General features: G+C 33.7%; 14 protein-coding genes and 1 other annotated feature. All 14 genes read left to right on the forward strand.

From position 1 onward, the window contains the following. Positions 1–15 precede the first annotated feature (15 nt). The 14 genes from HALSAC_RS0113640 (at position 16) to HALSAC_RS0113705 (ending at position 13,425) form a co-directional block, all read left to right on the forward strand. A complete protein-coding gene (locus HALSAC_RS0113640; protein WP_027340731.1) occupies positions 16–717 on the forward strand; it encodes a YggS family pyridoxal phosphate-dependent enzyme in 702 nt (233 codons plus the stop codon). A 94-nt stretch (positions 718–811) separates the two neighbouring features. Next, complete coding sequence (gene proC, locus HALSAC_RS0113645) at positions 812–1,621, forward strand: pyrroline-5-carboxylate reductase (protein ID WP_035571925.1); 810 nt, start codon at positions 812–814, stop codon at positions 1,619–1,621. Further along, entirely contained in the window at positions 1,621–1,887 is a 267-nt protein-coding gene (locus HALSAC_RS0113650) for a YggT family protein (RefSeq protein WP_027340733.1), read from the forward strand. Before proC ends, HALSAC_RS0113650 begins: the two co-directional genes overlap by 1 nt. A gap of 10 nt (positions 1,888–1,897) precedes the next feature. Further along, positions 1,898–2,695 carry a photosystem II electron transport protein, Sll1252 family gene (locus HALSAC_RS0113655; protein WP_245579485.1) on the forward strand — a complete coding sequence of 266 codons (798 nt, stop codon included), beginning with the start codon at positions 1,898–1,900 and terminating at the stop codon, positions 2,693–2,695. 11 nt (positions 2,696–2,706) lie between these two features. After that, a complete protein-coding gene (locus HALSAC_RS16665) occupies positions 2,707–3,270 on the forward strand; it encodes a DivIVA domain-containing protein (protein ID WP_027340735.1) in 564 nt (187 codons plus the stop codon). A gap of 94 nt (positions 3,271–3,364) precedes the next feature. Further along, positions 3,365–4,069 carry a 5'-methylthioadenosine/adenosylhomocysteine nucleosidase gene (locus HALSAC_RS0113665; protein ID WP_027340736.1) on the forward strand — a complete coding sequence of 235 codons (705 nt, stop codon included), beginning with the start codon at positions 3,365–3,367 and terminating at the stop codon, positions 4,067–4,069. A gap of 70 nt (positions 4,070–4,139) precedes the next feature. Further along, positions 4,140–4,364 (forward strand) — a binding site (T-box leader). A 138-nt stretch (positions 4,365–4,502) separates the two neighbouring features. After that, the gene (ileS, locus tag HALSAC_RS0113670; RefSeq protein ID WP_027340737.1) at positions 4,503–7,292 is read left to right on the forward strand and encodes an isoleucine--tRNA ligase; all 2,790 of its coding nucleotides are present in this window, start codon (positions 4,503–4,505) and stop codon (positions 7,290–7,292) included. A gap of 217 nt (positions 7,293–7,509) precedes the next feature. After that, positions 7,510–9,033 carry a sensor domain-containing diguanylate cyclase gene (locus tag HALSAC_RS16670; RefSeq protein ID WP_027340738.1) on the forward strand — a complete coding sequence of 508 codons (1,524 nt, stop codon included), beginning with the start codon at positions 7,510–7,512 and terminating at the stop codon, positions 9,031–9,033. A 1-nt stretch (position 9,034) separates the two neighbouring features. Continuing rightward, positions 9,035–9,520 (forward strand): hypothetical protein, encoded by a 486-nt coding sequence (locus HALSAC_RS0113680; RefSeq protein ID WP_027340739.1) that lies wholly within the window; start codon positions 9,035–9,037, stop codon positions 9,518–9,520. 256 nt (positions 9,521–9,776) lie between these two features. After that, positions 9,777–10,022: an extracellular matrix/biofilm regulator RemA gene (gene remA / locus HALSAC_RS0113685; RefSeq protein WP_027340740.1), complete on the forward strand. Its 246-nt coding sequence runs from the start codon at positions 9,777–9,779 to the stop codon at positions 10,020–10,022. Between the two features lie 29 nt (positions 10,023–10,051). Then, positions 10,052–10,636: a guanylate kinase gene (gmk, locus tag HALSAC_RS0113690; RefSeq protein WP_027340741.1), complete on the forward strand. Its 585-nt coding sequence runs from the start codon at positions 10,052–10,054 to the stop codon at positions 10,634–10,636. A 32-nt stretch (positions 10,637–10,668) separates the two neighbouring features. After that, positions 10,669–10,869: a DNA-directed RNA polymerase subunit omega gene (gene rpoZ / locus HALSAC_RS0113695; RefSeq protein WP_027340742.1), complete on the forward strand. Its 201-nt coding sequence runs from the start codon at positions 10,669–10,671 to the stop codon at positions 10,867–10,869. An 8-nt stretch (positions 10,870–10,877) separates the two neighbouring features. Further along, positions 10,878–12,068, forward strand: a complete 1,191-nt coding sequence (gene coaBC, locus HALSAC_RS0113700; RefSeq protein WP_027340743.1) for a bifunctional phosphopantothenoylcysteine decarboxylase/phosphopantothenate--cysteine ligase CoaBC — start codon at positions 10,878–10,880, stop codon at positions 12,066–12,068. Between the two features lie 379 nt (positions 12,069–12,447). After that, positions 12,448–13,425: an ABC transporter substrate-binding protein gene (locus HALSAC_RS0113705; protein ID WP_027340744.1), complete on the forward strand. Its 978-nt coding sequence runs from the start codon at positions 12,448–12,450 to the stop codon at positions 13,423–13,425. The last annotated feature ends 6 nt before the right edge of the window (positions 13,426–13,431 follow it).

The raw sequence follows: 13,431 nt of genomic DNA on the forward strand, positions 1-13,431 counted from the left end.
GAGGAGTTATCAATAATGGAAGAGGTAAGAAAGAGACTCTTACAGGTGCAAGGGCGAATAGATAAAGCACTTTTGAAATCTGGTCGAAGTAAATCGGAGGTTAAATTAATATCGGTTTCAAAGAATCATTCCCTTGATAAGATGGAGGTTGTCTTAGAGGAGGGAATTATTGATTTTGGGGAGAGTAGAGTACAAGAGTTAGATGATAAGTACCAAAGCTTTTCTAAAGAGGTTAATTGGCATATGATTGGACACTTACAAAGGAATAAGGTTAAGTATTTAGCTAGAATACCAAGTTGCAAGCTTATTCATTCGGTAGATAGTATTAGGTTAGCTAAGGAGATAAATAAGAGGGCCAACAATGAAGAAAGAGTAATGAATATTTTGGTTCAAGTAAATACAGCTCAAGATGATAATAAGTACGGTATTAGTTATAAAGAAGGGGTAGATTTTGTCAAGAAAGTCAGTGCTTTAGATAATGTAAAGGTAAAAGGTTTGATGACTATAGCCCCTTACTCTTCTGATCCTGAAAATGTTAGACCTTATTTTCGGAAGCTAAAAGAACTTTCTTTAGAGATTAAAAAAGAAGGAATAGAGGGGGTAGAGATGAAAGAACTTTCTATGGGAATGAGCAATGACCTTGAGGTAGCTATAGAGGAGGGTGCTACTTTATTGCGAGTAGGATCTGGAATTTTTGGAGAAAGAGATTATAATTGACAAAGCTTACTAGTGCTTGATTGCTAAAGTTGTTATGGTATAATAAATTATAAAGATTATTAAGGGTTTATAAGAGATGAGGGGAAGGGGAAAGATGAATAAGATAGGAGTTATTGGTGCAGGTGCTATGGCAGAAGCCTTGATTGAAGGTTTTTTATCTGAAGGTGTTTTTGCTTCTGATGATATATATATAAGTGATATTAAAGATAGTAGAGTTAGAGAGTTAGAAAAGAAATATGGTGTAGTAGGAAGAGTTAACAATAAGGATTTAGTCTCTGATGTAGATTATATAGTCTTAGCTGTTAAACCAAAAGGTATTTTTAGTGTTTTAGAGGAGGTAAAGGAGGAGGTTAAGTTATCGCAGATAGTTATCTCTATTGCTGCTGGAATCTCTACTGAAAATATTGAAGAAATCTTGAAAGAAGGGGCCAAAGTAGTACGGTTGATGCCTAATACTCCCCTTTTGGTAGGTGAGGGGGCAATTGCTTACTCTTTAGGTTCTTCTGTTAGCTTAGAAGAAGGAAATATAATTGAAGAGCTGTTAAGCCCAATCTCTTTAGTAGCTAAGGTTGGAGAAGAGCAGATGGCAGCCGTTACTGGTTTAAGTGGAAGTGGTCCTGCGTATATATACTTAATCATTGAAGCGTTAATGGATGCAGGGATAAATGTTGGTTTGGATAAAGAACTTGCTTTAGATCTTAGTCTACAAACTGTAATTGGTTCAGCTAAGATGGTCAAAGAATCTAACTTGCATCCAGCAGAGTTGAAGAATATGGTTACATCTCCAGGTGGGACTACAATTGCAGCTTTGAAAGTTTTGGAGGAAAGAGGACTTCGTTCTGCTCTTTATGAAGCAGTAGAGGCATCAGCAAATAAATCTAAAAGGTTAAAGGAGGAGAGTTAGTGTTATTAATTAGAGGTGTTAATTTGATATTCCAATTTTATTATTATTTGATCTTGGTAAGAGTAATAGCTTCTTGGGTACAACCGCCAACTCATCATAAATTTATGAAAGATTTATTAAAGTTCACTTACAAGATGACAGAGCCGATTTTAGCTCCCTTTAGAGAACTTATTCCCTTAGGGCCAATTGATATTTCTCCAATAATAGCTCTTATTGTTTTGCAGATTATTAGAAGGGGATTGATTAATTTATTGATATATTTATAAATATTTAGGAGTGATTTTTTTGCTAGATAAAGAAAAGATGCTTTCTCACATACAAGATAAGGATGACTTAATGGAGTTATCTAATATTTTAGATAAGGCAGAGTTGGCCCTTAAGAGGCATCAACCAGTATCAACTAATTTTTTAAATCCTTATCACTTACACTTAGCTAAGCCTATCCTAGAGAACATAGCTGATTTAAAGGTTATGGTCTTTGGTGGTTATAAGAGGGCTGAAAGGAATCGTATAGCCCTAATGCCAGATTATTATATAAATGATCTTGTTGATAGTCCTATAGCTCTCTTGAATATTAAAGGGCAGTTTAAGTTTCAAAGGGTTAGTCATAGAGACTTTTTAGGTGCCCTGCTTGGTTTAGGTATAAAAAGAGAGATGGTAGGTGATCTTCTTGTTAATAAAGATGCATGCCAAGCTATAGTGGCAGAGGAGATCAAGGATTATATTATAATGAACTTAGATCAGGTTCATAAAATAGGTGTAAAGATAGAAGAGTTCTCTTTTGATAGGATTAATGTGGAGGAGGAGAAGGTTAAAATAATAAAAAGTACAGTGTCGTCATTAAGGTTAGATTCTGTAGCTAGTTCTGGCTTCTCTACTTCCAGAAATAAGATGAGCAAAGAGATAGGACAAGGTAAGGTTAAAGTTAATTGGAAAGTTATAGATAATCCAGCTCACTCTATAGACTTGGATGATATAATATCAATCCGGGGTAGAGGAAGGGTTGAGATCGATGAGGTTTTGGGTGAATCTAATCGCGGTAGAATCAAATTAAATCTAAAAAGGTATATTTAGGAGGGGTTAGAATGTCTTTAAGACCAGATGACATATATAACAAAGAATTTAAGAAGAAATTAACAGGTGGTTATGATTCAAAAGAGGTAGATGATTTCTTAGATTTAATTGCGACTTACTATGAAGAACTTTTTTCAAAAAATATCGACTTAAAAGCAGAGGTAGAAGATTTAGATAAGCAATTGCAACACTATAAGAATGAAGAAGGAAATTTACATCAAACATTAAAGAAGGTTCATAAGGTGTTTGAGTCAACAAGTGATAAAGCTAAAGAAGAAGCTGATAAGATTTTAGAAGAGGCAAGAGTTGAAAGAGATGAGCTTATTAGTAAAGCTCAGATAAAGGCTGATAACTTATTAGAAGAGGCTGAGAAAGAGGCACATAAAATATTAAAAGATGCAAATGATAAGATAGTAGATAAAGAAGAGTACTATAAAGATTTATTAGAAAAAGAGAGATTGTTTAAACATAGGATAAGTTCTTTTTTAGAAGAGGGTATTGATACCTTAGGTGGTATGTTAAAAAAAGTAAATATTGAATTAGAGAAAGATGGAGAAAAACAAGAGGAAGAGTAATATTTGTAGGTTTAGATGGTATTTGTTTTGATAATTAATTTTTAATTATTAACTACTTAAGTATCAATTATAAATTGAAATTAAGGGGGTTGCTATGAGGTTTGGTATTATTGGAGCTATGGAGATTGAAATTGAAAGATTAAAGAAGGGTATGGATATTGAAGAAGAGTTTAAGAAAGCTAATATGACCTTCTATTCAGGTAAACTAAAGGGTAAGAAGGTTGTATTAGTAAGGAGTGGTATCGGTAAGGTTAATGCTGCTGTCTGTACTCAAATTTTAATAGATGAATTTGAGATAGATAAGATTATCTTTACAGGAGTTGCAGGAGCAGTCGACCCCCAATTAGATGTCGGTGATATAGTCATATCAGAAGATGTAGTTCAACATGATGTAGATGTGACAGCTTTTGGGAGAGAACTTGGAGAGATTCCTGAGTTGAATAGAGCATCCTTTAAGGCTGACAAGAACCTTGTTCAAATGGCTAAAGAGATAGGAGAGAAGGTTCTTAGTGAGGGTGGTGGTTCTAAAGTTAAGGTTGGTAGAGTCCTTTCGGGTGATCAGTTTATCTCTAATAATGACAAGGCCAAATGGTTGAGAGAAAAATTTTCTGGTTCTTGTACTGAGATGGAAGGGGCTTCTGTAGGGCAAGTTGCTTTCTTAAATAATATACCTTTTGTTATAATAAGGTCTATATCAGATAAAGCAGATGGTGAGGCTAATATCTCTTTTGATGAATTTCTTCCTTTAGCTGCGCGAAATTCTTACAATATAGTAAAGGGGATATTAGGAGAAATTTAAGGATCTTTTTTAATAAGGGTTGACTAAATTGTTCTATTATATTATAATGAATTACAAAATTATATAAAGAGTAAAAGCAAGGATAGAGGAGAGTAATTAAAGTGAAAGTTATAGCGAACTGGGGATGGTGGAAGCCTAGGGACTGAAATTTTAGTGAAGATCACCTCTTAGCTATTCTTCTGAAATTTTAAATTAGGAAGGATCGGTAAAGGCCGTTAACTTTTTTAAGTGAATGTATAATTAAGCTTATTATATATTAATTAGGGTGGTACCGCGAGAGACTCTCGTCCCTTACCAGGGATGAGGGTCTTTTTGTAGTTAGGAATTAGGAATTGAGATTCCAGATTTTACAAAGGTTAAGTTTTTTATTAATGTGTTTTTGATCTTCAGCTGACAGCTGATAGCTTTTATAATAAAACAAGGAGTGTGGATGATGAGTTATAAAGATACTTTGAATTTACCTAAGACAGAGTTTTCAATGAGGGCCAACTTATCTAAAAAAGAGCCTAAGTTACAAAAAAAATGGGAAGAGAACAAGGTTTATGAGAAAGCATTAGAGAAGAGGGAAGGTGCTAAGCAGTTTATTTTACATGATGGGCCACCTTATGCCAATGGAGATATACACATCGGTCATGCTTTAAATAAGATATTAAAAGATGTTGTTACAAGGTATAATCATCTAAAAGGTTTCCAAGCCCCTTATGTACCAGGATGGGATACCCATGGATTGCCTATTGAAAATAAGGTAACCAAAGAGTTAGGTGATAAATTTAAAGATTTAAGTATCTCTGAAGTAAGAGAAGAGTGTAAAGATTATGCTTTAGGTTATGTAGAAAGACAGAAAGAACAATTTAAAAGACTGGGTGTTTGGGGAGATTGGGATAATCCATATATTACTTTAAACCCTGAATATGAAGCCAAACAGATTGATGTATTTGGTAAGATGGCCTTAAAAGGACTTCTATACCAAGGTTTAAAGCCGGTACACTGGTGTACTAGCTGTGGTACTGCTTTAGCTGAAGCAGAGATTGAGTATGATGATAGAAGAGGGCCATCTATTTTTGTTAAGTTTCCCGTAAAGGATGGTAAAGTATTAGGAGGAGAAGAATTAACTAGCGATGATTATGTAGTTATCTGGACTACTACTCCTTGGACAATTCCTTCTAACTTGGCCATATCCGTCCATCCAGACTTCGAGTATGTAATAGTTGAAACTGAAGAAGATAGAGTAGTAGTTGCAAAAGAATTAGCAGATAAGGTGATGGATATCTGTGGTATTGAAGATTATTCAATAGTAGCTGAGTTTAAAGGTGAAGATTTGGAAGGAGTTAATTGTAAACATCCTTTCTATGATAGAGAATCTAAGTTAATTCTAGGAGACCATGTTACTTTAGAACAAGGTTCTGGTTGTGTACATACTGCACCAGGCCATGGTCATGATGACTATGTTATCTGTCAACAATATGATATAGATGTATTTGCTCCTATGGATGATAATGGATGCTTTACAGAAGAAGCTGGAGAAGATTTTGAGGGGGTTTACTATGATGACGCCAACATTATTGTAACAGATCTTTTGAAGAAGGATAACCTTCTAATGAATCTAAACTTCATTGATCACTCCTATCCGCATTGTTGGAGATGTAAGGAGCCAGTAATCTTTAGAGCTACTGAGCAATGGTTTGCTTCTGTTGAAGATATCAAAGACGAAGCTTTAGAAGCTATTAGCAAGGTAGATTGGTACCCGGAGTGGGGAGAGAAGAGAATCGGTAATATGATCGAAAATAGAACTGATTGGTGTATATCTAGACAGAGAGTTTGGGGTGTTCCAATTCCTATCTTTTATTGTCAGGACTGTGGAGATCCTTTAGTAACTGAAGAGACTATTGAGACTGTAAAGGAGTTATTTGCTAAAGAAGGGTCAGGGGTTTGGTATGAGTTAGATGCAAGTCAAATTTTAGCATCTGGAACTAAGTGTGAGTCTTGTGGTGGAGAAGAATTTGATAAAGAATCGGATATTATGGACGTTTGGTTTGATTCTGGAGCAAGCCATGCTGCTGTCTTAGAGAATTATGATATCTTGGATAGACCTGCTGATCTTTATTTAGAGGGTACTGACCAGTACCGTGGTTGGTTTAACTCTTCATTACTAACTTCTATTGCTGCAAGGGGTGAAGCGCCTTATAAAGCAGTTGTAACCAACGGATTTACTGTTGATAAAAAAGGTAAGAAGATGTCAAAATCAGTAGGTAATGTAGTATCACCACATGATATCATTAAACAATATGGTGCTGATATCTTGAGGTTATGGGTTGCTTCTTCTAACTTTAAAGAGGATGTTAGAGTCTCCGATAAGATATTAAAGGAGAACTCTGAGGTTTATCGTAGAATCAGAAATACTTCTAGGTATATATTAGGCAATTTATATGACTTTGATCCAGTAAAAGATAAAGTCGATTCTAAAGATATGACTGAATTAGATAGATGGGTGCTATTAAAGCTAGAGAAGCTTGTTAAAGAGATTGAAGAGGCCTATGATGCTTATGAGTACCATAGAATCTATCATGGTGTTCATAACTTCTGTACAGTTGAATTGAGCTCCTTTTATATGGATGTACTAAAAGATAGACTTTATACTCTAGAAGAGGATAGCCTTATCCGTAAATCTGGTCAAACAGCAATGTATGAAATTCTAACTACATTGATTAAGGTTGTTGCTCCAATATTAGTTCATACTGCAGAAGAAGTTTGGGATCATTTACCTGGAGAAGGAAAAGAAGAGAGTATCTTTTTGGAGGATTGGCCAGAATTTAAAGAGTCTTATTTAGATGAAAGTTTAGAGTTTAAATTCGATGAATTTTTAGCAATAAGAAAGGATGTATCTAAAGCATTAGAGTTGGCCCGTAAGGATAAAGTAATTGGTCACTCTTTAGATGCTTCTGTAAAGATATATGCTTCTGATAAAGAGTATAATTTCTTGAATAAATTTGATGACTTGAAAGAGTTATTTATAGTATCAAGGGTGGAGGTAGCTTCTATAGATGTGTTAGAAAAAGGAGAAGAAGAGATTTATCCTGGAAAAGAGAGAAATATTAAAGTTGGTATCTCACAAGCACCTGGAGATAAATGTGATCGCTGTTGGAACTATAGTGAAGGTATAGGAGATAGTGAAAATCATCCAAAGATATGCCCAAGGTGTTTAGAAGTAGTAAGTAAATTATAAATAAAAAAGACCTAGAATTGATATCAATTCTAGGTCTTTTTTATTTAGTGGTTAATTTTTTATAAATTAAATATTAGAATATATTTAATGACTAAGAAGGTATTTATCTATTTTTAGTGAATTATATAGACTGTAAAAGGATTTTCTGGCATTAATATAGGTTTAATATAGTATAATTAATTAATCATATAAAAAGTAAAAAGGGGGGGAGAATTAAATGTTAAATGTTTTTTATTTGTTGCTTATAGTAATACCGATTTTAGTTATTCTTTTTTATTCTTTATTTAATTTAGACCAACATCAATCTAAGTTGATAAGGTCAATTGCTTTGCTATTAATATTGCTAATATATAAGTCTTTTTTTGGTGATCTGAGTATATTTACTATATATTCATATATGGTTATAAGTATTTTAGTAGGTGGAATAAAAGGTGGGATAGTGTCTTTATTATTTTCCCTCCTTTTTGTGTTTTTATATCAATGGAACTTTATTCATATTGTATATTTTGTGGTTATCCTATTAATTGGGGGAGATATATACTATAAGGTGGAATCAGGTCTAAAAAAGAATATTGCATTGAATTTGAATTTAGCCGGGCAAATTAAGGAGTTAAGAGTACTAAGAGAAACCAGTGCTATATTGCAGGGTACATTAGAATTAAATAAGGTTTTGCAGATAATAATATCATCAATAACTGCAGGTTATGGTCTAGGATTTAACCGAGCTATATTATTTTTAGTAGATGAGGGTAAAATAAAGGGAGAGCTTGGGATTGGCCCATTAACCAGGCAAGAAGGTTTACAGACATGGCAGAATGTAGCGGCTAACAAGATAAATTTAGAAGATATGATATCTATTCAAGAGGAGTTAGAATTAAGTGATAAGAGATTAAATGATATTGTTAAAGAGATATCAATTGACTTAGGAAATAATAATATTGCAACAAAAGTAATAGAGGAGATGATCCCTTATAATATAAGTACTATTAACCCAGATGATAAGTTTCAAGTTCAATTAGCAGCTAAACTTAATATGGGCTCCTTTGCCTTAGTACCATTAATTGTTAAAGGTAAGACTATTGGATTAATTTCGGTAGATAACATAGCAAATCAAAGAAAAATAACTTATAAAAAGATAGATTCTTTAATGCCTTTTGCCAATCAAGCTGCTTTAGCGATAGAGAATGCTAGACTTCATAAGTTAAAAGAGGATATGGCAATCAAGGATAATTTAACAGGGCTATATAACCAGAGATACTTTCAAATTAGCTTGGAGGAAAAAATAGAGGAATCTAAGAACTTGGAGAAGCCTATGGCGCTGTTAATGATTGATATAGATTACTTTAAAGTTTATAATGATAATAATGGTCATCCCTTGGGCAATGAATCTTTAGTTAAGTTAGCTAAGATATTAGATGATAGTGTAAGAGATGATGATATAGTATGCAGATTTGGAGGCGAAGAATTTGCTATAATATTGCCTAATGTATCAGAAGAGTTAGCTTTAGTTATTGCTCAAAGAGTTAGAGAGAGGGTCTTTAAAACAGAGTTTAAGAAAGAGCAGACTCAGCCAAATGGTAGTGTTACTATCAGTACAGGTATTGGAATTTTTCCTGAAGACGCTAAAACTGATCGTGAGTTATTAAATGTTGCTGATGAAGCTCTCTATTATGCCAAAAATTCAGGGAGAAATAATGTAAAGACTTATAAGGAATACTTAAGTGGCAGAAGGGAGGGTTAATATGTCGACACATACAATAAATATAGCTATGTTAATTTATTTATTAGTATTAATCTTTTTTGCTGAAAAAATTTATTTTATCACCTTATCCGTTCTAGCTAAGAGAAGGCTTAAGAAATTAGGATATGAGTTAAGTGAATTAGAGTTCTCCTTTGAACAGATAAGCTATTTGGTTGCAACACCAAGTAGCAACTGTGACTTTTGTAATCTGTCAATTGATAGATACAAGGTTGAAAAGGCTAAGGCTTGTCCCTTTAATCCGGCAAGTTTTGCTTTGAAAATTTATGCAAAAATGCCCGATGGTGAGGACAAATTACTAGCTATTTTAGATAAGGAGAGGTTTCCGGTTCCAATTTTAGATACATTACTTTATTATAAAAAGATTAACCAAAGGGACTATGATATTTTAATTTCTTACTTATTTTCTCATTATAATACTCATCAATTAATTGTGCAAGAGGTTAGAGAGAGGCTTATAGAAAGGTAATTTTATAATAAATTTCTTGCAAATAATATTGTATATATGATATATTATAAACTAGTCTATAGTTAAAAGATTTAATTATAAGAGATAGATTTATAAAAAAATATCATAAAATCAGTGTTAAGGCTTGGGGTATGGATTGATTCTATCATTCTTTAAATCTTAATTAAGAAGAGTTAACCTAAAACTTTCATAGATGAGTAGAAGAGGGTTAGTATGTATTATTTATCTGAAGTAATTAATTAAAGGAGGAGTTAAAATGAGTATTAAGTTGATTAATATTGGCTTTGGGAATATAGTAGCAGCTAATAGAATTATTGCTATTGTAAGTCCAGAGTCTGCACCGATTAAAAGGATTATTCAAGATGCAAGAGATAGGGGTATGTTAATTGATGCAACTTATGGGCGTAGAACTAGAGCTGTAGTGATTGCTGATAGTGATCATATTATATTATCGGCTGTACAACCAGAGACAGTTTCACAAAGACTAGTAGATGATGAATAAAAAGTTTGGGGTTAGGGGGAATAGTAATAATGTTAAATTCTAAGAATAATAAAGGTAACTTAATAGTTTTATCTGGTCCCTCTGCAGTAGGAAAAGGAACAGTGTTGAGGAGTTTATTGCAGGATTATAATGATATCTCATATTCAGTATCTGCTACCACTCGTAAGCCAAGAGAAGGTGAAGTAGATGGGATAGACTACTTCTTTATGTCCAAGGATAAATTTAAAAATTTAGTTGATGATGGTGAATTTATTGAGTGGGCTAAAGTACATAATAATTATTACGGGACACCTAAGAACTATGTAAAGGAGACTTTAGCAAAAGGAAAAGATGTTATTCTTGAAATTGATATACAAGGAGCTAAGCAGGTTAGAGATAACTTTAGTGGAGGGGTCTTTGTCTTTTTAGCCCCACCGTCTTTAGAAGATCTAAAGGATAGGATCACTAAAAGAGGAACTGAAAGTGATAGTGTAATAGATTTGAGGATGGAGAATGCAACCAAAGAATTAGAAGAAGCTAAAAATTATGATTATTTAATAGTGAATGATGAAGTAGATAGAGCAGTGGATAAATTAAGGTCGGTTATTATTGCTCAAAGGTGTATGATAAAATAAATTTTTATAATTTGTTAGGGAGGTTTTAAAAAATGTTAGCTTATCCTGATATGAATGATCTAGTAGATAGATGTGGATCTGCTTTTACTGCAATTATTATAGCAGCTAAAAGAGCAAGAAAGATAAATGATGGGGAAGATGAGGTTTTAGAAGAGTATCAAGGCGCTAAAGATGTTTCTAAAGCTTTAGAAGAGGTTGTTGCAGGTAAATTGCGTCCTATTAATGAGGAGTAGGTTATACTATGTTAAAGGGGAAGAAGATTGTTATAGGAGTTACTGGTGGTATAGCTGTTTATAAAGCTGTAGATATAGTAAGTAGATTGAAGAAGTTGGGGGCTGAGGTAAACGTTATTATGACCAAAGCAGCTACAGAGTTTGTAACTCCTCTGACTTTTCAATCTTTAAGTCATAACCCAGTCGTTGTAGATATGTTTGGAAAAGCTCATTATTGGGATGTTGAGCATATATCTTTGGCCGATAAGGCTGATTTGATGTTGATAGCACCTGCAACAGCAAATATAATAGGAAAGATTGCTAATGGGATTGCTGATGATATGTTGTCAACAACGATTATGGCAACTAAAGCTAAAGTTGTTCTTTCTCCTGCTATGAATGTAAATATGTATAACAATCCTATTTTTCAAGAAAATCTGTCTTATTTAAAGGAGAAGGGTTATAAGGTGATTGAAGCTGATGCTGGTTATTTAGCCTGTGGTTATGAAGGAAGAGGTAGGTTACCAGACCCTGAAGAGATCGTAAATAATGCAGTTGCGTATCTCCTAGCCCAAGAAGAGGATTTAAAGGGTAAAAGAATTATGATAACTGCTGGTGGTACAAGAGAGGAATTAGATCCTGTAAGGTATCTTGGTAATAACTCTTCTGGAAAGATGGGTTATTCTTTAGCAAGGATGGCTAAAGCTAGGGGTGCGGATGTAACTTTAGTATCTGCTTCAACTGAATTAAGCCCTCCTAAGGGTGTAGATATTATAATAGCCCAGAGTGCATCCCATATGTATAAGGAAGTTTTAGAGAATAGAGAGGGTCAAGATGCTATTATTATGGCGGCTGCTGTAGCTGATTATCGTCCCAAAAGAAGGTTGGATTCTAAGTTGAAGAAGAAGGAAGGACCTTTATCTTTAGAATTGGATAGAACTGAAGATATCTTGGCCTCTTTAGGTAAGGATAAAAAGGATCAGGTTTTAGTAGGTTTTGCAGCAGAGTCAGATAATATTATAGAGAATGCTGAATCTAAATTAAAGCGAAAGAAAGCAGACTTGATAGTAGCTAATGATATTAGCAAGGATGATACAGGTTTTTCATCTGACTCTAATCAAGTGGTAATTATTAGTGAAGATAAGGAAGTTGAAATTCCTAAATCTAATAAATTAGTAATAGCGGATAAGATTTTGGATCAATTAAATATTCTTTTATAAAAAGTAGGGTTTTACCCTGCTTTTTTTGTTATTTAATTAGGAAAAGGTTAATAATATATTTGTCTATAATGATTTTCTATGAATCTTTTCTTGACAAGATCACCAGAATTAATTATAATCTAGTATAATACCAATAACATTCGTTACATTGTAGTTTGTAATAGGTAATTTGTAGCTAAGTAGGATTTGTAGTATGTAAGGCTGTAGGGATTTAGTGTATTAGTGTAGATAAAAAAGTAGAACAGTAATTTGGTAGGAGATATTGTTTATTAAATGGGTGTAGTATAGCTATATCTATTTTTAGTATAAACCAGTCCTACGGGAGTGGTTTTTTTGTATATGATATTAAATAATAAGAGAAATCGAGGAGGAGAAGTGTATGAAGAAGGTTATTACTTTTATTAGTATATTTTTATTAGGGTTAATTTTAATTGGGTGTAGTAGTGAAGAAGCTAGTCAGGATGGAGAAAAAAGAATTGGAGTTATTCAGATTGTAGAACATCCAGCTTTAGATGCAGCAAGAGAAGGGTTTATGGATGTATTAGAAGAGCAAGGGTATAAAGATGGAGAAGGAGTTACTTATAATTATCAGAATGCACAGGGTGATATGTCAACAGCTCAGACAATTGCTAACCAATTTGCTAATGATAATTTAGATATGATCTTAGCCATTGCAACACCAACATCTCAGGCGGTAGCAAATAATATAAACGAGACACCAATTTTGATTACAGCGGTAACTGATCCAAAGAGTGCAGGGTTGGTTGACAGTTTAGATAAACCTGGAAGTAACTTAACTGGTACAAGTGATCTAACACCGGTTAAGGAGCAATTAGAATTGATTCAGAGGATAAAACCAGATGTTCAAAGGGTAGGGATTCTTTATAACGCTGGAGAGAGTAACTCTGTAGTCCAAGTAGATTTGGCCCAAAAAGCAGCAGATGAGTTAGGACTTGAGTTGGTAAAAGCTACAGTAAGTTCAAGTAATGAGGTTTATCAGAGTGCACAATCTCTAGATGGTAGGGTAGATGCTATCTATATTCCAACTGATAATACAGTTATATCGGCAATTCAATCGGTGGTGAGTGTAGCTAACGAGAGTAACATACCTTTGGTAGTTGGTGAGGACAATGCAGTAGAAGAAGGGGCGTTGGCAACTGTAGGTATCAATTATTATCAATTAGGTCGTCAAACTGCCAAGATGGCTATTGAAGTCTTTGAAGGGGCAGATACAGCCCAAATGCCTATTCAATATCTAGAGAATACAGATTTGGTAATCAATCTTAAAGCAGCTCAAGCAATGGGTATAGAATTAGATGAAGAGTTAATCAAAGAAGCTAAGAGGGTAATAGAGTAGGAGGAG

The sequence above is a fragment of the Halonatronum saccharophilum DSM 13868 genome (assembly GCF_000517025.1).
Classification (GTDB): Bacteria; Bacillota; Halanaerobiia; order Halobacteroidales; family Halobacteroidaceae; genus Halonatronum; species Halonatronum saccharophilum.